The 19351-nt window shown below is 65.6% G+C and carries 19 protein-coding genes and 1 tRNA gene; 10 read left to right on the forward strand and 10 right to left on the reverse strand.

Annotation, left to right across the window (positions count from 1 at the left end; all coding sequences use genetic code 11):
- Positions 1 to 25: 25 nt before the first annotated feature.
- Positions 26 to 117, reverse strand: a tRNA-Ser gene (locus AC4FIJ_RS14310).
- Positions 118 to 377: 260 nt separating this feature from the next.
- On the opposite strand from AC4FIJ_RS14310, the gene AC4FIJ_RS14315 reads away from it, so the two are divergent.
- The gene (locus tag AC4FIJ_RS14315; protein WP_490337380.1) at positions 378 to 1271 is read left to right on the forward strand and encodes a DUF1134 domain-containing protein; all 894 of its coding nucleotides are present in this window, start codon (positions 378 to 380) and stop codon (positions 1269 to 1271) included.
- A gap of 22 nt (positions 1272 to 1293) precedes the next feature.
- Here AC4FIJ_RS14315 and AC4FIJ_RS14320 read toward each other — a convergent pair whose 3' ends face one another.
- Together AC4FIJ_RS14320 and AC4FIJ_RS14325 are read right to left on the reverse strand one after the other, a co-directional pair.
- Positions 1294 to 2277 carry a calcium/sodium antiporter gene (locus AC4FIJ_RS14320; RefSeq protein ID WP_490337353.1) on the reverse strand — a complete coding sequence of 328 codons (984 nt, stop codon included), beginning with the start codon at positions 2275 to 2277 and terminating at the stop codon, positions 1294 to 1296.
- Positions 2278 to 2314: 37 nt separating this feature from the next.
- Entirely contained in the window at positions 2315 to 2533 is a 219-nt protein-coding gene (locus AC4FIJ_RS14325) for a hypothetical protein (RefSeq protein WP_490337354.1), read from the reverse strand.
- A 370-nt stretch (positions 2534 to 2903) separates the two neighbouring features.
- Between AC4FIJ_RS14325 and AC4FIJ_RS14330 the strand changes: the two genes are divergently transcribed.
- On the forward strand, positions 2904 to 4079 hold the full coding sequence (locus AC4FIJ_RS14330; RefSeq protein WP_490337381.1) for an amino acid aminotransferase: 1176 nt from the start codon (positions 2904 to 2906) through the stop codon (positions 4077 to 4079).
- A 72-nt stretch (positions 4080 to 4151) separates the two neighbouring features.
- On the opposite strand, the gene AC4FIJ_RS14335 is transcribed toward AC4FIJ_RS14330, so the two are convergent.
- Genes AC4FIJ_RS14335 through AC4FIJ_RS14360 form a run of 6 tightly spaced genes read right to left on the reverse strand, consistent with a single transcriptional unit; the run spans position 4152 to position 8215 of the window.
- Positions 4152 to 4772, reverse strand: a complete 621-nt coding sequence (locus AC4FIJ_RS14335) for a riboflavin synthase (RefSeq protein WP_490337355.1) — start codon at positions 4770 to 4772, stop codon at positions 4152 to 4154.
- Positions 4757 to 5755: a bifunctional diaminohydroxyphosphoribosylaminopyrimidine deaminase/5-amino-6-(5-phosphoribosylamino)uracil reductase RibD gene (gene ribD, locus AC4FIJ_RS14340; protein ID WP_490337356.1), complete on the reverse strand. Its 999-nt coding sequence runs from the start codon at positions 5753 to 5755 to the stop codon at positions 4757 to 4759. Before ribD ends, AC4FIJ_RS14335 begins: the two co-directional genes overlap by 16 nt.
- The gene (locus AC4FIJ_RS14345) at positions 5739 to 6299 is read right to left on the reverse strand and encodes a hypothetical protein (RefSeq protein ID WP_490337357.1); all 561 of its coding nucleotides are present in this window, start codon (positions 6297 to 6299) and stop codon (positions 5739 to 5741) included. The genes ribD and AC4FIJ_RS14345 overlap by 17 nt, the downstream gene beginning before the upstream one ends.
- Positions 6300 to 6330: 31 nt before the next feature.
- Positions 6331 to 7092: a M48 family metallopeptidase gene (locus tag AC4FIJ_RS14350; RefSeq protein WP_490337358.1), complete on the reverse strand. Its 762-nt coding sequence runs from the start codon at positions 7090 to 7092 to the stop codon at positions 6331 to 6333.
- Entirely contained in the window at positions 7089 to 7598 is a 510-nt protein-coding gene (locus AC4FIJ_RS14355) for a YcgN family cysteine cluster protein (RefSeq protein WP_490337359.1), read from the reverse strand. The genes AC4FIJ_RS14350 and AC4FIJ_RS14355 overlap by 4 nt, the downstream gene beginning before the upstream one ends.
- Positions 7595 to 8215: an SCO family protein gene (locus tag AC4FIJ_RS14360; protein ID WP_490337360.1), complete on the reverse strand. Its 621-nt coding sequence runs from the start codon at positions 8213 to 8215 to the stop codon at positions 7595 to 7597. Before AC4FIJ_RS14360 ends, AC4FIJ_RS14355 begins: the two co-directional genes overlap by 4 nt.
- Positions 8216 to 8352: 137 nt before the next feature.
- Between AC4FIJ_RS14360 and AC4FIJ_RS14365 the strand changes: the two genes are divergently transcribed.
- The 5 genes from AC4FIJ_RS14365 to ssb all read left to right on the forward strand — a co-directional run bounded on the left by AC4FIJ_RS14365 (position 8353) and on the right by ssb (position 12565).
- Positions 8353 to 8979: an ankyrin repeat domain-containing protein gene (locus tag AC4FIJ_RS14365; protein ID WP_490337361.1), complete on the forward strand. Its 627-nt coding sequence runs from the start codon at positions 8353 to 8355 to the stop codon at positions 8977 to 8979.
- Positions 8979 to 9641, forward strand: coding sequence for a COQ9 family protein (locus AC4FIJ_RS14370; RefSeq protein WP_490337362.1), 663 nt, complete (start codon positions 8979 to 8981; stop codon positions 9639 to 9641). Before AC4FIJ_RS14365 ends, AC4FIJ_RS14370 begins: the two co-directional genes overlap by 1 nt.
- A gap of 78 nt (positions 9642 to 9719) precedes the next feature.
- On the forward strand, positions 9720 to 10049 hold the full coding sequence (locus tag AC4FIJ_RS14375) for a FeoA family protein (protein ID WP_490337363.1): 330 nt from the start codon (positions 9720 to 9722) through the stop codon (positions 10047 to 10049).
- Complete coding sequence (gene feoB, locus AC4FIJ_RS14380; protein WP_490337364.1) at positions 10046 to 11896, forward strand: ferrous iron transporter B; 1851 nt, start codon at positions 10046 to 10048, stop codon at positions 11894 to 11896. The genes AC4FIJ_RS14375 and feoB overlap by 4 nt, the downstream gene beginning before the upstream one ends.
- 117 nt (positions 11897 to 12013) lie before the next feature.
- The gene (ssb, locus tag AC4FIJ_RS14385) at positions 12014 to 12565 is read left to right on the forward strand and encodes a single-stranded DNA-binding protein (protein WP_490337365.1); all 552 of its coding nucleotides are present in this window, start codon (positions 12014 to 12016) and stop codon (positions 12563 to 12565) included.
- Between the two features lie 133 nt (positions 12566 to 12698).
- On the opposite strand, the gene AC4FIJ_RS14390 is transcribed toward ssb, so the two are convergent.
- On the reverse strand, positions 12699 to 13670 hold the full coding sequence (locus tag AC4FIJ_RS14390) for a helix-turn-helix domain-containing protein (RefSeq protein ID WP_490337366.1): 972 nt from the start codon (positions 13668 to 13670) through the stop codon (positions 12699 to 12701).
- Between the two features lie 289 nt (positions 13671 to 13959).
- Here AC4FIJ_RS14390 and AC4FIJ_RS14395 point away from each other — a divergent pair, with 289 nt between their 5' ends.
- From AC4FIJ_RS14395 to exaC, 3 genes are all read left to right on the forward strand, one after another.
- Entirely contained in the window at positions 13960 to 15351 is a 1392-nt protein-coding gene (locus AC4FIJ_RS14395) for an aromatic ring-hydroxylating oxygenase subunit alpha (RefSeq protein ID WP_490337367.1), read from the forward strand.
- A 110-nt stretch (positions 15352 to 15461) separates the two neighbouring features.
- Complete coding sequence (locus tag AC4FIJ_RS14400; RefSeq protein WP_490337368.1) at positions 15462 to 17732, forward strand: TonB-dependent receptor; 2271 nt, start codon at positions 15462 to 15464, stop codon at positions 17730 to 17732.
- An 87-nt stretch (positions 17733 to 17819) separates the two neighbouring features.
- Positions 17820 to 19349: an acetaldehyde dehydrogenase ExaC gene (gene exaC, locus AC4FIJ_RS14405; protein WP_490337369.1), complete on the forward strand. Its 1530-nt coding sequence runs from the start codon at positions 17820 to 17822 to the stop codon at positions 19347 to 19349.
- Positions 19350 to 19351 lie beyond the last annotated feature (2 nt).

A 19351-nucleotide genomic window follows, 5' to 3' on the forward strand; every position in this document is an offset into this window, starting at 1 on the left:
CGGTGGAAAATGGGGGAAAGGGTGGTGGCGGAGACGGAGGGATTCGAACCCTCGAGACAGGTTACCCCGTCTGGTTCCTTAGCAGGGAACTGGTTTCAGCCACTCACCCACGTCTCCGGAAGAAGGGCGCCTATAGCGAGCGTTACGGCGGCCATCAAGGCTGCTTTTATCGTCAATGCGCCGTCGAACAGAAACTGGCGGATAAGTCGGGGTCCGGGTTCGATTGGCCGCGAAATGCGCTAGATTCACGGCACATTCATTGCCGGAATGGCTGCATGGTTACAGGCGGTCATGGCAATTGCCATCGCGATCCGGTGAGACGCGCCAGCGCGGCCCGGCACGATGCAAGGAAAGAACACGGGGTATAACCGATGAAAATGCGCTCTCAATTCGGCAGGCGGACGGCAGCGATGCTGGCGTTGTGTCTCGGGCTGGGTTCGGTCCAGCCCGCGTCGGCCCAGATCCAGACGATCGACCCCAACGATACCTACAGTTCGGGCGGCTATCAGTCGGGCGGGCAGTCGGGCGGGGCCATCGACGGCGATCTGAACGGTGAACTGCCCCCGGTTTCAGGCGGCGGCATGGCAGGCGATCCCTATGCGCCCGCGCCCGCGCCTGCACCCGCTCCTACGCAATCGCCCGCGCCCGCGCCGGCTGACGACCCCTATGCACCCCCGACGGCCCCGGCGCAGCAGCCGGGGGATCCCTATTCCGCGCCGGTGGCGGCGGGTGCACCCACCGACGTGATGCCGGCAGAACAGGCCGCCAAGGCTGCCGCCGCTTCGGGCGATACCTATCAGGAAGACGATCTGATGGGCGCGGCCGAAGGCGTGTTCGGCCAGGGCGCGGAAGGGCTTGCCGGTCTGATCGAGAAGATCCTGAAGGACCAGGGCGAACCCAACGCCTATATTGTCGGGCGCGAGGCGGGCGGCGCGTTCATCGCGGGCGTGCGCTATGGCTCGGGCACCATGTATCACAAGGTGGAAGGCAAGCGGCCGGTCTATTGGACGGGCCCTTCGATCGGGTTCGACTTCGGCGCGAATGCCGCATCGACCTTCGTGCTGGTCTATAATCTGTGGGACAGCGAAGAGCTGTTCGAGCGTTATCCGGCGGGCGAGGGCGCGGCCTATGTCGTGGGCGGGCTCAACGCCAGCTACATGCGCAAGGGCGATGTCGTGCTGATCCCCATCCGGCTGGGTGCGGGGGCGCGGCTGGGCATCAACGCGGGTTACATGAAGTTCTCGAAGAAGCAGGACTGGCTGCCGTTCTAGGAGAGGCAGACGCCGCCCGGCATCAGGCCCCAAACAGCAGCCAAGCGAGATAGATGACATAGGCAGCAAGAAGCGCGCCGCCGAGGGCGCGCCCAATTCGCTGCCACAAGATCGAAACCGCAAGCACGGCAGCGGCACTGGCGGCGACCAGCCCGATGTCCCACGGCATCAGATCGGTAGGAAGCCGTAGCGGGGACACCGCCATGGTCACCCCGCCGATCCCCAGAATATTGTAGATGTTGGAACCGATGACATTGCCATAGGCGATCTCGGCCTCTCCCTTGCGCGCGGCGACCACCGACGTGACCAGTTCGGGCATCGAGGTGCCGATGGCCACGATGGTGAGGCCGATGACCGTCTCCGTCATGCCCGCCAGCCGCGCCAGATCGACCGCGCCGTTCACCAGCAGGCGTCCGCACACGACCAGCAGGACCAGCCCGCCCAGCGTGAGCAGCACCGGCTTGCCCCAGCCTGCGGAAGGCGCGTGCAGGGCCGTGTCGCTCAATTCCAGCGCATCGGCCCTGTCTTGCGGCGCATTATGCAGCGCGGCGGAAGGGTCGCTTCTCTCCTCGCGGTAGCAATAGGCGATATAGGCGGCGAGCGCGGCCACCATGGCGATGCCGACCCACCAGCCGGCCAGACCCGTTGCCGCAAGCACAACCAGCCACAGCGATGCCGCCAGCGCGACCCCGCCGTCGCGGCGTGCCACGGAGGGACGCACGGCGATTGGCGCGATCAGGGCCGCCGCGCCCAGTATCAGCAGCGTGTTGGCGATATTCGACCCGGCGACATTGCCCCACGCGATCGCGGGCGATCCGGCAAGCGCGGCCTGCACGCTCGCGACCAGTTCGGGCATCGATGTGCCGAAACCGACAATGACAAGGCCGATGACGAGCGGCGTGACCCCGGCGCGTTCGGCAATGCGAACCGCGCCGCGCACCAGCAATTCGCCACCGACCAGCAGGCCCGCGAGGCCGATGGCCAGCAGGATCAGCGTCATCAACATCGTGTCAGGTCCGGCGCGGGGCTTTGTCCGCCGCCAATCATGCCGTCATCAGCAACATGGCCTTGCGCGCGCGGATCGCGCGGTGCGGGTTGGCCCATCCGGTTGCCGCCCGCCGCAACGCGCAGCGGATCCGGTGGCGCAACAGCGTCAGTTTCAGCACGATCCATGCGTCCGGCTTGCGGCGCTGCTTTTCCAGGCGCAGCTGCCGGTCCACTTTCTGCATCAGTTCGGTCAGTCTGTAGATACGGCCCTTCATCGTAGTCTCCTTGTTCGAGGCTGTTCGATCGGACATCGCTGCGATGACGAGGCTACTAGGGCTGAACAGGTCCGCCAGTGTGCATCGGCCCCAGTGTGCATCGGCCGGTGTGCATCGACCAATGTGCGTCGGCATGTCCGATGCGGTCCGACATCACGCGCATTCGCAAGGAATGCGCGCCAGAGGGGCCCGGCCCGCATGATTATTATGCCAACAGGTGATTGCGGTTTCAAGTCGAACCGGGCCGGGCAGCGCTTCGGGGCTTGCCCGACGGGCCAAGCACCGGCATGGAGCGCGCGCCCTGACCGAGCCGTCGCGGCGCGAATCGATACCGGACCAACGGAACTGCCCAACAGGATCTCTTATGACCATGCTTGCCCAGCTCACCCAACAGCCCCCTGACGCGCTGCTCGCGCTTATCAAGCTTTATTCGGCTGACGACCGGGCGGACAAGATCGATCTGGGCGTGGGCGTCTATCGCACCGGGCAGGGGGACACGCCGGTCTTCACCTCGATCAAGAAGGCGGAGCGGATCCTTGTCGATCAGCAGGATTCGAAGGCCTATCTCGGCCCCGAGGGCGACATGGGTTTCGTCGAGGCATTGAAGCCGATCATCTTCGGTTCGGACTTCTCGAAGATCGACTGCATCGACGGCATGCAGACGCCGGGCGGCACGGGCGGCGTGCGGCTGGCGGCGGCGCTGTCCAAGGCGGCGGGCGTGAAGCGGATCTGGATGGGCACGCCCAGCTGGCCCAACCATGCGCAGATCATGAAAGACCTTGGGGTGGAGGTCGGCACGTTCAACCACGCGTCTGACGACGGCACCGCCGACATGGCGGCTCTGCGCGAGGCGATCGCCAGCGCTGCGCCGACAGATGCGATCCTGCTGCACGGCTGCTGCCACAACCCGACCGGCATCGATTACTCGCTGTCCGATTGGCAGGAAATCGCGGATCTGCTGACCGAGAAGGGACTGCTGCCGATCCTCGATCTTGCCTATCAGGGTCTGGGCGATGGGCTGGAAGAGGATGCCAAGGGCGTTCGCCTTGTGCTGGAAGCCGTGCCCGAGGCGCTGATCGCCTATAGCTGCGACAAGAATTTCGGCCTTTATCGCGACCGCGTGGGCGCGATCTACATGATGGGCAATGGGGCGGATTGTCTGCCCCGCATCGCGTCGAACGGCGCGGCGCTGGCGCGTGCGAACTGGTCGATGCCGCCCGATCACGGCGCGGCTGCGGTGCGCACGATCCTTGAGGACAAGGGCCTGACCGCCGAGTGGAAGGACGAGCTGGAATCGATGCGCACCCGCATCAACCAGGTTCGGGCGCGGCTGGCAGAGGCCGGTGTGGCCGGTTCGGTCGATCTGCGTCCGCTGGCGCATCAGCGCGGGCTGTTCGCGATATTGCCTCTTTCAAAGGACCAGATCGCCGCGATGCGCAGCGATCACGCGATCTATATGGCGGGATCGGGCCGTATCAATATCGCGGGCCTGACGATGGGCAATATCGACAAGTTCATCAAGGCACTGGCCGACGTCAGCGCCTGACGGAACTGCCTGACGAAACTGGGTGCGGGCGGGGCCGTGTGCCTCGCCCGCCGCCGGTTCCTGACAAAGCCTTCAGCCCTGAAGCGCCTGCATCCGCTTGAGATAGCGGGCGAGCACGTCGATCTCGAGATTGACGCTGTCGCCGGTGGCCAGCGCGCCCAGCGTGGTCACCTCGGCAGTGTGCGGAATGATGTTGAGCGCGAAACGCGCCGTCCCGTCCGCAAGATCGGTCACCGCGTTCACCGTCAGCGATACGCCGTCGACCGTGATGCTGCCCTTGCCCGCGATATAGGGCGCCATCTCGGCAGGGGCGTCGATTTCCATGTGGATCGATCCGCCGCGCTCTTCGCGGACCGCAACCGTGCCCACCGCATCGACATGGCCGGTCACGATATGGCCGCCCAGCTCGTCGCCCAGCCTCATCGCCTGTTCGAGGTTCAGCCGCCGACCCTGCGTCCATTGGCCGGGCACGGTGCGGCTGCGCGTTTCGCCGCTGACGTCGACGGCGAACCAGCCGTTGCCATCCGCGGTCGATCCGCGTTCCACCACCGTCAGGCAGACGCCCGAACAGGCGATGGACGCGCCGATGTCGATCCTGGCGGTGTCATAGGGGCATTCGATCCGCAGACGCGTGTCGCCCTGCTCTCGGGCGTCGCCGACGGTGCCGATGGCGGTGATTATTCCGGTGAACATGGCCTGCGCTCGTAAACGCAGAGTTCGTCCTTGCCAAGCATGCGCCGCTCGGCAATTCGCCACCGCCCATGCGCGGCGGCCAGCGAAGCCAGCCCGATATCGGCGACGCCCGGCTTTCCCCCGCCGATGACGATGGGCGCGCGATAGATCGCAAGCCGGTCGACCATGTCGGCGGCCAGAAACGCGGCGGCGGTCTGCGCGCCCCCTTCGACCAGCAGATATTGCGAGGGCAGCAGCGGCGACAAGTCGGCAGGATGCGCCAGCGCGTTCCACCCCTCGGGCGCATCGCCGCGCGTCAGCACCCAGCGCGCGGGACTGCAATGCGCCAGCCCCGGCAGGCGCACATCCAGCCGGGGATTATCGGCACGCAGGGTGCCGCCGCCGACCAGAATCGCATCGCTCATCGCGCGCAGCATATGGGTGTGGGCACGCGCTTCGGGGCCGGTGATCCACTGGCTTTCGCCTGCCGCTGTCGCGATGCAGCCGTCGAGCGACAGCGCGAGCTTCAGCGTCACATGGGGCCGCCCGCGCGTCTCGCGGCTGAGGAAACCGGCCAGCGATTGCCGGCTCGCCGCGCAGGGGATGTGATCCGCCGTGATCCCGGCTTCGCGCAGCAGGGCGATGCCGCGTCCGTTGGTGCGCGGATCGGGATCGCCGCAGCCGATGACCACGCGGGCGGGACGGGCCTCTACCAGAAGGCTGGCGCAGGCCGGGCCGCGGCGGCTTTCATGCGCGCAAGGCTCCAGCGTGACATAGACGGTGCTGCCGCGGACCGCTTCGCCTGCCTCGGCGATGGCGACGGCTTCGGCGTGGGGGCGTCCGCCCTCGGCCGTCCAGCCGCGGCCTATGACCCTGCCGTCCTTCACCGCGATGGCGCCCACGGCTGGATTGGGCCGCGACAGGGGCCGCCCCCGCATGGCAAGCGATGCCGCCGCCTGCAGCCAGCGGCGGTCCTGCGAACTGGCCTTATTCGCCTGCGTCAACGGCCGGGCTGTCCGCATTCGTGTCAGGGCCGACGATGGCGCCGGTTTCGGGATCGATCGTGCCCCAGCGCGCCACGGCCTTCGCGCGCGCCTCGGCCAGTTCGCGTTCGTACTGGCGGCGTTCGGCCTCGCCCTCGGCGCGCGCCTCGTCGGTGTCGACACCGGTCGCGCTGCCCACCGTTTCATAGGCTTCACGCGCAGCCGCGCGGCGCGCGTCCGCCTCAGCAAAGCGTTCTTCCTTCTCGCGCTGGTTGGCGATGTTCTCAGCGATGATCTCGGCATCGGTCCGCTCGCCCTGATAGCTGGTGATATAGGTCACCTCGGGCGGGCGGGGCTGGATCAGGTGCGATTCGGTGAACATCGTGCCAAAGATCGCAAAGGTGGCCGCACCCGACAGCAGCAATATGCGCAGGCGGTGCGGGTTTTCCTGCACCCAGACCTCGCGAAAATCGCGCACGGCGGCAACCGGGTTGAACAGGCGGAACAAGCGGGAGAGTGAGAACATGATGTCCAGATAATAGCGCATGCCGCCTTGCGCCAGCATTACCGGGCCCTGCGTTCCCGAACGGCGCGACTCAGCCGAAGTAGCCGTAGAGCGAGCGACCCTCGCGCTTCAGCCAGCGATCCGCCGCCGGAAGCCCCGCACCGAACAGCCGGGCGAGCAGCGCATGAAACGCGGGCGAATGGTCGAAATGCACCAGATGCGCGACCTCGTGCGCGATGACCGATCGGCGCACCTCGTCTGGCGCCATCACCAGCCGCCAGTTGATCCGCACCGTGCCGCTGGTCGAACAGCTGCCCCAGCGGCGGGTCGCGCGGCTCAGGCGCAGATCGGGGCAGGGCACGCGGGCCCGCTCGCAATATTCGGCGAGATCGGCGCGGCACAGCTCCAGCGCCTCGCGTTCAAGCCAGCGCTGGATGCGGCGCGGCATGCTGTCCTCCGGCCCGCCGAGAGTCAGCGTATCGTCCGCCAGCATGGGCGCGCGCCGTGCCTTGGCGGCCCATTCGATTCGCAGGCTGCGTCCCCGAAACGGCAGCGTGTCGCCGTGCCCCAGCGACTTGCGCACCGGCGCGGCGGCCTTTTGCGCGGCGAGCCAGTCGGTGCGCGAGCGCGCGAAATTCGCGCCTTCGCGCAGCGGCACGCCCAACGGGACGGTGACACGCGCCTCGCTTCCGTCGGGTGAGAGGCGCAGCGTCATACGGCGCGCGGTGGCATGTGGGCGGACCAGCAGCGGCAGCGGTCCCGACGGCAGGGCCAGTTCCGCCCGCAATTCGCGCGGCGGGCGGGCACGGCGCGAAAGGAAATTCTCAAGCCCCCTTCGCGCGCGTTCGCTCATTCGTCGTCCCCGTCCAGATCGTCTTCCAGTTCATCGCCGTCCGGCGCGGCGACAAGCGTGAACCCCTCGATCATCGCATGCTCCTCGATGGGGCCCGCATCGTCCTCGGAAATGACGCGCCCCGCCACCGATACGCCTGCGCGCCTGACCGCATCCCGGTCGCCGCTGATCAGGTAATGCCATTCGGGCAGCGGGCGGTCTTCCGCGCGCAGACGGTATGCACAGGTTTCGGGCAGCCACGGCAGCGTCCCGGCCGTCTCGCGAGTCAATTGCAGGCAATCGGGCACGCGTTTCTTGCGGTTGGGGTAATCCATGCAGCCCGCCGTCGCCGTGTCCAGCAGGCGGCAGGCAACATTGGTGGGATAGATCTCACCCGTGTCGGCGTCTTCCAGCTTGTGAATGCAGCACTGGCCGCAGCCGTCGCACAGGGCTTCCCATTGGGCGCCGCTCAATTCATCGAGCGGCTTTTCCCAGAATCGCGTGTCGTCGGCGGTCTCTTTCGTCACTGCACCCACTTGGCAAGCTCGTCCGCCAGTACCTGCGGGCCCTGATGCGTTTCCAGTATGGCGACCGGCTGGCCATCGGGATCGAACAGCAGCGTCGTGGCCGTGTGATCGACGGGATAATAGCCGGTTTCGTCGGGTTCACCCAGATTATAGGTCGCGACGAAGGCCTTGGCCGCCTGATCGACCTGCTCCTTCGTGCCGGTCAGCCCGACCATGCGCGGGTGGAAGGTTTCTGCGAATTCGCCGACGACTTCGGGCGTATCGCGCTGCGGATCGACCGAGATGAAGATCGGCGTCACCTGCGCGGCGCGTTCGGGGTCCATCTGCTCGAACCGGGAAAGTCCGCCGCCGATTGCCGCCGCGTCGACCGGGCAGACATCGGGGCAGAAGGTAAAGCCGAAATAGACGATCCGCCACTGGCCCTTGAAGTCGTTCCAGGTGACGGTTTCGCCGTCCTTGTTCACCAGCGTGAAATCGCCCCCGATGGTGGCGCCCGCCAGCGGCCATTCCGCCTGCGCCTGTTGCGGCGCGCCGCCGCCACAAGCGGATAGCGCAAGGCCTGCCGCCAGCAGCGGCGCAAACAGGAAACGGCGAAAAGGGGAATTTCTACTCGTCATGGCAGGCGGGTTCATGTCGTGCTAAGGCCCTGCTGGCAAGGACCAAACCGCCGCATTACGTGTCGAAATTGCGGCAGGGCGCGCCCATATGCGGCGTACCGCGGTTTGGACGGGTCGACAGGAATGGAAAGATACGCGTGTCTCACAACTCAACGCTGCTGAACAAGAATCGCTCGCTGCGCCTTTTCGCTGGTCTCGCCGCTCTGGCCTGCATGACGGCGGCTCCGGCCGCGCATGCGCAGTTCTCTGCCGGCTACAAGTTCCTCGAGGCGGTGAAGAAGTCGGAAGGCAACGAGGTGGTCGACATGCTGGCCGACCCGTCGACCACGATCATCAACACGCGCGACCTGTCGAGCGGGGAGACCGCGCTGCATATCACCGTGTCGCGGCGCGACGCGACCTGGACGCGTTTCCTGCTGCAAAAGGGCGCCAACCCTAATGTCGCCGACAAGAACGGCGTGATGCCGCTGCAGATCGCGGTATCGCTCGGTTTCAACGAGGGCGTGGAGGCGCTGCTGGACGGCGGGGCCAATCCCAATGCGACCAATGCCACCGGCGAAACACCGCTGATCACCGCGACGCTGATGCAGAACGTCAGCATGGCGCGGCTGCTGCTGGACAAGGGCGCCAATCCCGACCGGGCCGATCGTTCGGGCCGCTCCGCACGCGACTATGCCCGGCAGGGCGAACGCAATCCCGTCATGGCGCTGATCGAGCAAAGCGACGGACAGTCTGACGATCAATACGGACCGGTGATGCACTGATGCCTATCGACGCGAACGAGCTGACGCTGGACGAGCTGGCCATTGCGCTGGCGCCCGCGGTTGCCGATTCGGCGGTCTTCGACGGTTGGTCCAATGCCGCCGTCGATGCGGCCGCGCAGATGGAGGGCGTCGATCCCGATGTCGCGCGGCTGGCCTTTCCGGGCGGCGCGATGGACATGATCGCCGCGTGGATCGCCTCGATCGACCGCGACATGGCCGAGGCTTTGCCCGCGCCTGCGCTGGATGCGATGGGTGTCGGCCAGCGTATCCGCGCGATGCTGGTGTTCCGGATCGAGGCCCTCGCTCCGCGTCACGAGGCGCTGCGGCGCGCGCTTGCGATCATGGCGATGCCGACCAATGTGGCCAGATCCGCACGTCTCGGCTGGCGCAGCGCGGATCTGATGTGGCGCATGGCGGGCGATACGGCGACCGATCTCAACCATTATTCCAAGCGCGCGATCCTGTCGTCGGTCTATGCCAGCACGCTCGCCGTGTTCTCGCAGGACGAGAGCGAGGAATTCGCCGACACCTTCGCATTTCTCGACCGGCGGCTGAAGGACGTGGCGAATTTCGGCAAGTTCACCGCGCGGTTCAAGCGCAGCGATGACGAGCGGTTTTCGCCGATGCGGCTTTTGGGGCGGCTTCGCTACCCCGCACGCTGATACGCGCCGCTGACGGCTCATTTCAATAATGCGAACGAGTTGCAATTCTCGCCCGACTATGCGAGCGCCGCATCCAGCATGACACACACAGGCGACTCACCTCCCGCCACTTCACTTGCGGACAGCGATGTCGGTGTCCCGGTCCGCGTGGTTGCGGTCGATTGGGACCGGCTCGACCCGACGGAGGGGCGCCGCCTGCGCGCGCTGGGCATGGACGCGGGCGCGGTGCTGAAACTGGCGCATCGCGGCATCCTGCTGGGCCGCGACCCGATGGCGGTCGAAGTGGGCCGGATGATGATCGCTCTGCGGCGGAGCCATGCGCTGGCCATCACGGTCGAACCCGCGCCCGAGGAAGCGCCCCATCCTGCGCTCGACACGAAAAAGGGCGCAAGGCTGGGCACGGCATGACCCGCCCGATCCAGACCGTCGCCCTTGTCGGGAATCCGAATTCGGGAAAAAGCGCATTGTTCAACGCGCTGACCGGTGCGCGCCAGAAGATCGCCAATTATCCGGGCGTCACGGTGGAGCGCAAATCGGGCCGCATGCTGCTGCCCAATGGCGAACCGGCCGAACTGGTTGATCTGCCGGGCAGCTACTCGCTCGATCCCTCCAGCCCGGACGAGGAGGTGACGCGCGCCGTCATCACCGGCCAGCAGGAAGGCCAGCGTCAGCCCGATGCGCTGATCCTGGTGCTGGACGCCAATAATCTTGAACAGCACCTCGTCTTCGCGCAGGAAATCATCGCGCTGGGCATGCCGGTGGTGGTCGCGCTCAACATGGTCGATCTGGCAAAGCGGGACGGGCTGGTGCTCGACCCCAAGGCGCTGGAAAGCGCGCTGGGCGTGCCGGTGGTGGAAACCGTGGCGGTGCGCCGCCGCGGCCTTGCCGAGCTGGGCGATGCGCTGGGCAGTGCCGCCGATGGCCACCGGATCGAACCTATCATCTCCGACGATCTCGACATGGCGGAGCGGCGCATTTCGGCGCGTGCGATGGCGCGGGCGGCGATCCTGTCCGAGACGCGGCAGCGACGCCTGCACCGCGGGCTCGACAGGTTGCTGCTGAACCCCTGGCTGGGTCCGGTCATCCTGCTGGGTCTGCTGTTCGTCATCTTTCAGGCGGTGTTCGCCTGGGCGACGCCCTTTGCCGATGCATTGGACGGCGCGGTGGTGGCGCTGTCCGACTGGGTGGTGGCGACCTTCCCCGAAAACCTGCTGCGCGACGCGATCACCGAAGGGCTGCTGGCGGGCGTCGGTTCGGTGGTGGTGTTCCTGCCCCAGATCGTGATCCTGTTCTTCTTCATCCTGCTGATGGAGGCGACCGGCTATATGGCGCGCGCCGCTTTCCTGATGGACCGGATGATGGCCTTCGTCGGCCTGTCCGGGCGCAGCTTCATCCCGCTCCTGTCCAGCTTTGCCTGCGCCATTCCCGGCATCATGGCGACCCGTTCGATCAGCGATCCCAAGGACCGGCTGACGACGATCCTGATCGCTCCGCTGATGACCTGTTCGGCGCGGCTGCCTGTCTATGCGGTGATCATCGCGGCCTTTATTCCCGCCCGTGACGTCGGCGGCGGCGTGGGGCTGCAGGGGCTGGTGCTGTTTGCGCTCTATCTCGCGGGCATTGTCGGCGCGATGCTGGTGGCGCTGGTGCTGCGGCGGTCGGTGGCCAAGGGCGGCGCGTCGGGCTTCATCATGGAATTGCCGCGCTATCAATGGCCGCGCATGCGCGATATCGCCATCGGCCTGTGGCAGCGCGCATGGATATTCCTGCGCCGCGCGGGCACGATCATCTTTTCGGTGACGGTGGTGCTGTGGCTGCTGCTGTCCTTTCCGCAGGCCGGGCCGGGCGAGGATCAGGTGGATGTTTCCATCGCGGGCCGGATCGCCAACGGGCTGGCGGTGGTGGTCGAACCGATCGGCTTCAACCGCGACATGGCGCTGGCGCTGATCCCGGCGATGGCCGCGCGCGAAGTGGCCGTTTCCTCGCTCGCCACCACCTATGCCGTCGCCAGCGACGACGAGGACGAGACGGCCGAAGCGCTGGGCGACCGGCTGGCGCGGGACTGGACGCTGCCGATGGCGCTGTCCTTCCTGGCCTGGTTCGTGTTCGCGCCGCAGTGCCTGTCGACCATCGCGGTTGCCCGGCGAGAGACGAACGGGTGGAAATGGCCGGCCTTCATGCTCGCCTATCTGTTCGCGCTGGCCTATCTGGCGGCGGGCGCGACCTATTGGATTGCCGTTTCGGCAGGGCTCTAGATTCCGGTCGGGAAGCGCCGCTTTCGGTGAAGATGGGGAAATCGCCCGCGCTGCCACTGGCAGCATGCGGCTAGGGTCCCTAGGTGTTGGACCAATCGATTCACGAAGGACTGGAATATGGCGGGTTCACTCAACAAGGTCATGCTGATCGGCAATCTGGGCGCTGACCCGGAGATCAAGAGCTTTCAGAATGGCGGGCGCATCGCCAACCTGCGGATCGCCACGTCGGAAAGCTGGAAGGACCGCCAGACCGGCGAGAAGAAGGAACGCACCGAGTGGCATAGCGTCGTGATCCAGTCCGACGGGCTGGTCGGCGTGGTCGAACGCTTTCTGCGCAAGGGCAGCAAGGTCTATATCGAAGGCCAGCTGCGCACCCGCAAATGGCAGGACCAGTCGGGCAACGATCGCTACACGACCGAGATTTCGGTGGGCGGCATCGGCGGCGTGATGACCATGCTCGACGGCGCGCAGGGCGGCAGCCGCGGTGGCGGTGGCGACTGGGGCGGCTCTTCGGGCGGCGGATCGTCGGGCGGCGGCTGGAATCAGGGCGGCGGATCGACCGGCGGCTCCAGCAACTGGAACCAGGGCGGCGGCGCTGCCGCTGGCGGAGCCGGTGCCGGTGCATCGGGCGGCGGCTATGACGATCTGGACGACGACATCCCGTTCTGATGCGGAGCCGGGATGGTCTGCCGACAGACCGATCTCGTCCTGCCGATGTCAGACGATTTTTTGAAAAATATCGCCAGTTCGCCCCGTGCCGGTACTGCGGCCGGGATGGAGTGACCGTTACTCGTCTTCGCGGCTAGAACCGCCCCGCGCAGGCGGATTTTCGGAAAGAGCCGGGGCTTTCGCCATAGGCCTGTCTGAAGGCGCGGCTGAACTGTGCAGGGTCGGCAAAGGCCCAGCGATAGGCGATCTCGGTAATCGAAAGCCGGTCGATGAGGGCGCCGTTCGCCAGATCCTGCCGGGCCGAGGCCAGCCGGCGGCTGCGAATGTGCCCCATCACCGTCTTGTCGGTCTGGCTGAAGGCATAATGCAGCTTGCGTAGCGAAACGCCGACCTCTGCGGTGATCATCTGCGGATCGAGATCGGAGGATTTCAGGTTCCGTTCGATCACCGCCATGGCGTCGGCCAGGATCCGCTCACCGCGATCATATTCCGCGCGCAGGCAGTCGCTCGCGTCGAGGAGGTTGAGCAGCATCGCGATGGACGCGTTTTCGATCTGGTTGCTGTTGATCCTTTCGAACGTGCGGGCGTTGTCCGCCAGCGACCGGAAATAGCATTCCGCGAAATCGCGCGCCGGGTTCGCCTTGTCGAAAACGCAGAAACGGCCGCGAAAACGCGGCAGATGCGCGTCGATCAAGTGGCGCGGAAAGAGCAGGTTGGCGAATTCGGCGCCCTGCTGGATCCGGAAGGAGACGTCGTCGGTCGACGACCAGAAGAACATCTCTGAAGGCCGCAGGTGAAACGCGGTGCCGTTGCAGGCCAGGTCGACCGAATCCGACGGGTTGAAGGTCAGGCTGTAGAACTGCGCGCCCTCGCGCGTCGGCTCGCTGCGGTCGCGCATGCCGTGGACCGACGCGAAATGCATCCGCGTCAGCAGCATGGTGTTGAAGCTGCGGCTGCCGACCATGATCTCGCCGGTGGTGCCGGGATCGCCGCCCAGTTTCCACGATCCGTTAAAGCCGCTGAGAAAGGCCTCGACTTCCGAATGCGGCCTGTTCCGCTGCAAGGATCGCTCGGTCCACTCGCATGACCATTGGGGTGCTGTCATGGCCTCTCCTCCCCCTTTTCATTCGGGCCCTAGCTGGATCCGACGAAGGGGTTTTCAGCCGCGGTGTATAATGCGAATTCCTCGCGCCGCCAAGCAACTCGCGGAACCGGCACGGCGAGGCGCGTGTCCGGCCCATGTGTGCACGGATCGACAATCGAAATGCGCGCAGCGGCAAGTCCGCGCCAACCATCCTGCCTAAAAGCATCGATCACGAGCCGGAACGGCCGCTTGCCTGGCAGATCTGCCGCGCACGGAGCTGCCGGATCGATGCAAAAAATGGGGGACATGGATGGCCATGGCGAAAACGGCGCGCCCTTCGCGCCAGCGACACTATGACAATCTCGAGGCGATGTTCCGCCACGACGGAACGGTGCCGCCGGCCGGCGTGCTCGAACCCGGGTTCGAGGATATCGACTGCGCCTCGGTGCCGACGTCGCGCTACACCTCGCGCGAATATCACGAGCGCGAGATCGCGCATCTCTGGCGCAAGGTCTGGCAAGTGGCCGGCTGGGCCGCCGACATTCCCGAGCCGGGCGATGCGATGACATATGACGTGGGCGACATCGCCGCGCTTGTCGTTCGCCAGCCCGATCTGTCGCTCAAGGCCTATCACAACAGCTGCCTTCACCGCGGCATGCGCATCTGCGACGGCGCGAGTTCGCTTACATCGCTGCGCTGCCCGTTCCACGGCTTTACCTGGAGCCTGGACGGCGCGGTGAAGTCGGTGCCGGAGAAGTGGGATTTTCCTGAGCTGCAGGATGCCGAACTGTCGTTGCCGCAGCTGCATGTGGGTGAGTGGCAGGGCTATGTCATGGTCAATCCCGATCCCGATGCCGCGCCGCTTGAGGACTATCTGGGGGCGCTGTCGCAGCAATGGAGCGATGCCGGCTGGGACCTCACCGGTCGCTTCAAGGCGGTGCATGTCACCAAGAAGATTCGCGCCAACTGGAAAGTGGCGCAGGAGGCCTTCATGGAATTCATGCACGGCAATTACGTCCACACCAATTCGATCGTCCCTGCCGCCCCGGCCGAGGCGATGCGGCAGGACGTGTTCGCGGGCGAGCCGCATTTCGCGCGCGGTATAGGCGTCGCCGGGGTGCTGAGCGGGGAGGGCGACATGGTCCGCGTGCGCGAGCAGAAGGCGGTGGACCATTTCATCGCCTATTACGCGCCGGAACTTGCCGATGACGCGGAATTCGAGGTCGCTCCCGGCGAAACCGCCCGCGACAAGATCGCGCAGATCACGATCCGCAAGTTCCGCCAGGATTACGGCGTCGACCTGTCGGGCCTCAACCGCTTCGATATGATCGATTATGTCTGGTACAATATCTTTCCCAATTTCATGCCGTGGCCGACTTTGGGCTATCCGCTGGGATACTGGTTCCGCCCCGATGGCGGGCCGTCGAACTGCACCATGGACGTGATTTTGCTGCTGCCTTTCGAAGGCGAGCGGCCCCCTTCGGCGGAGCGCGTCGTCGTCGGCCCGGACGAGCCCACCGAACCGCTGATCGGACCCATCGGGCGCATCCTCGACGAGGACATGGCGAACATGGAGCGCATCCAGCAGGGGCTGGAGGCCTCGGCCACGCGAACCGTCAATTTCGCCAGCTATAACGAGGTGCGGCTGCGCCACTTCCACCGGACGCTGGGCACATATGTGGAGGATGTCGGCGGCAGCTGACCCATGCCCGCCGCAAGGGCGCGGCCACCCGCAAGACAGATAACGACAACAAGCCGCTTCGGTCCGCCGGTCCGAAAAGCGGTGCTGGGAATGCCAAGGGAGAGCACCCGATGAGACGCAAGTTGCACGCCACATTGCCGACAGCCGCGTTGCTGGCCGCGCTGCTTCCGCAGGCGGCCCAAGCCCAGGCGGACGACCAGGATGCCGCGGCCCCGCAGGCAGACGCCGATGACGGGCGCCTCGACACCATCGTCGTGACGGCGCAGCGCCGGGTCGAGCCGCTGCAGGAAGTGCCGATCGCGGTTTCCGCCCTCGATGCGAACCGCATCCGCGAGGCCGGGTTCAGCGATGTCGAGGATCTGACCTCGACCGTTCCCAACCTCAATGTCTCGGCGCTGTGGGGATCGTCGAACCCCAAGATCTTCATGCGCGGCATCGGCAACAATAATTTCAACCAGACGGCGGAAAGCAAGGTCGCGGTCTATCTCGACCAGGTCTATCTCTCCGCTCCGTCGGGCCAGCTGTTCCAGATGTTCGACCTCGACCGGATCGAGGTGCTGCGCGGTCCGCAGGGAACGCTATACGGCAAGAACGCCACGGGCGGCGCGATCTCGGTCTATTCGCGGCTGCCGGATGACGAGTTCGAGGGCTATGCGCGCGCCGGTTATGGCAATTACGACGCGGTGGACCTGGAAGCGGCGGTCACCGTTCCGATGACCGATACGTTGTCGGCGCGTTTTGCCGGCACCTGGACGAAACGCGACGGCTATGTGCTCGATCTGGGCAGCGGCGAATATGTCAACGACGCGGACCAGTGGGCCGCCCGCGCGATCCTGCGCTGGCAGCCGAATGCGGGCGTGGACATCGCGCTCAACTTCCATGGCGGCGCGTCCGATGCGACGAACAACAATTCGGTGCACCGCGGCCTGTTCGATGCCGGGGAACTGGCGCAGGGCAATATCGTGCGACTCTCGGCGGACGAGATCGTCGGACGCGACGGCGTGGACGTGCTCGGCTACCGCAATCCCAATCCCGACCCTTATGTGAACACCTATGGCGTCGATACGTTCGGCAAGGTCGATCTGTTCGGGATCTCGCTGGTCGGCGATTTCGACATCGGCAATATGACGCTGACCTCGGTCAGCGGGTACGAGCGTTCCGAACGCAGCGTGCTGCAGGACGGCAATAGCGCGCCCAGCACGATCTTCACCATCAACTGGGGCCCGTCGACATTCGAATCCATATCGCAGGAGCTTCGCCTCGCGTCCCAGAACGATGGCGGCTTCAATTGGCTGCTGGGCGTCTTTGCCTTTCACGAAAAGGGCGAGGTCGAGAACTTCTACAATCTCGCCTCCGTTTCCTTCGCGCTGGGCGGGATCGAGGCGTTCGATCAGGCCTATACGCAGGAAACCGACACGCTCGCGGCCTTTGCCCAGACCAATTTCGCCCTGACGGACCGGCTGAACCTGACGCTGGGCGGGCGCATCAACTACGAAAAGCGCACGATTGACCACCAGTCCTTCGCCACGAACGAGGCGGGGGTCTCGCTGTTGCCCGGCCCGTTGTTCGATCTTCAGCTCGACGAAAGCTGGACCGAATGGTCGGGCCGCGCCGCGCTGGATTACGAGATCGCACCCGACGTCATGGCCTTTGCCAGCATCAATCGCGGCTTTACCAGCGGCGGCTTCAACACGGGCGCGTTCAACGATCCGGTCGGCGCGGAGCGGGTCTTCGACCCCGAAACCGTGGTCAGCTATGAAGTCGGCATCAAATCGACGCTGCTGGACCGCCGCTTGCGGCTCAATGTGACGGGCTTCATCTACGACTACAGCGACCTGCAGGTCTTCACCTTCACCCCGTCCGGACTGCAGTTCATCGAGAACGCATCGAACGCACGGGTCGAGGGCGTGGAGATCGAGATCCAGTCGAAGCCGTTCGACAATCTCGAACTGGGGGCCAGCGCCGGGTTGCTGAGCAGCGAATATCGCGATTTCACCCGCGATCTTGGCGGCGCGACCGAGGATCTGAGCGGCAACCGCCTGATCGGCGCACCCAATACGCAGTTCAACATCGTGGGCAAATACAGCCTGCCCATATCGCCCGGAGACATCTGGGTGCGCGGCGATTTCACCTATACCGGCAACCGCTATTACGACGAACGCGAGCTGGAGGAGATCAGCAGCGAGGGGGCGACAACGAACCTCAATGCCTCGATTGGCTTCACCGATGCGGGCGAACGCTTCGAAGTCAGCGCATGGGCTAGGAACCTGACCGACGAGGTCAATATCATCGACATCCTCGATGTCGGCCTCTTCGGCTATCAGAACGTCTGGTACAACATGCCGCGCACTTACGGCTTCACTGCCGAATACCGGTTCTGACGCCGTGCCCCCGCTCCCCCTTGCATCCAGTACCTTCATGCGACCCCGGCCTGCCGCCGCGCGGCGCACAGTTTCAGGATCGAACACATGACCGAGCAGAACACATCAGGCGACGCTGCCGCGCGCGCATCGGGCGTCTTTGCCGAGCGCTATGACAATTTCATCGGCGGCGAATGGGTCGCACCGCGAGGCGGCGAGTATTTCGAGAATCTCTCGCCGGTGGACGGGGCTCGGCTGAACGAGATCGCCCGGTCGCGCGAGGCGGATGTCGAGCGCGCTCTGGATGCGGCGCACAAGGCAAAGGACGCATGGGGCCGGACCAGCCCCGCCGACCGGGCGCGCGTGCTGAACCGCGTGGCCGATGCGATGGAGGCCAACCTGGAACTGCTGGCCAAGGCCGAAAGCTGGGACAACGGCAAGCCGATCCGCGAATGCATGGCCGCCGACCTGCCTCTCGCCATCGACCATTTCCGCTATTTTGCGGGAGCAATCCGCGCGCAGGAGGGCCGCCTGTCGCAGATCGATGACGATACCGTCGCCTATCACTTCCACGAGCCGCTGGGCGTGGTCGGGCAGATCATCCCGTGGAACTTCCCGATCCTGATGGCGGCGTGGAAGATCGCCCCCGCGCTGGCGGCAGGCAATTGCATCGTGCTCAAGCCAGCGGAGCAGACGCCCGCCTCGATCATGGTGCTGGCCGGGATCATCGGCGACCTGCTGCCGGCGGGCGTGCTGAACATCGTCAACGGCTATGGGCAAGAGGCCGGCAAGGCGCTCGCCACCTCGCCGCGCATCGCCAAGATCGCGTTTACCGGCGCCACCTCGACCGGGCGCCAGATCATGCGATACGCGACCGAGAACCTGATCCCCGTCACGCTGGAACTGGGCGGCAAATCGCCCAACATCTTCTTCGCGGACATTGCCGACGAGGACGACGAATTCTTCGACAAGGCGGTGGAGGGGGCGCTGATGTTCGCGCTGAACCAGGGAGAGGTGTGCACCTGCCCCAGCCGCGCTCTCGTGCACGAAAGCGTCTATGACCGGCTGATGGAACGCGCGACCCAGCGTCTGAAGGCGATCCGGCAGGGAAATCCTTTGGACAGCCAGACGATGATCGGGGCGCAGGCTTCGCAGGAACAGCTCGACAAGATCCTGAACTATATCGAGATCGGGCGCGGCGAAGGGGCCGAGGTCGTCGCGGGCGGGGGCCGCGCGCTGACCGATACCACGCTGGCAGGCGGCTATTACGTCGCGCCCACGATCCTGCGCGGGACCAACGACATGCGCGTCTTTCAGGAGGAGATCTTTGGCCCCGTGCTGGCGGTGACGACCTTTCGCGACGACGAGGAAGCGATCCGCATCGCCAACGACACCGCCTATGGCCTTGGAGCCGGCGTGTGGAGCCGCGACATCAACCGCTGCTATCGCGCGGGGCGGGCGATCCAGGCGGGCCGCGTGTGGACCAATTGCTATAATCTGTACCCCGCCCACGCGGCATTCGGCGGTTACAAGCAATCCGGGATCGGGCGGGAAAATCACCTGATGATGCTGGCGCATTATCAGAACGTGAAGAACCTGCTGGTCAGCTATAGTCCCAAGGCGCTCGGGTTCTTTTGACC

The sequence above is a fragment of the Croceicoccus sp. genome (assembly GCF_983967925.1).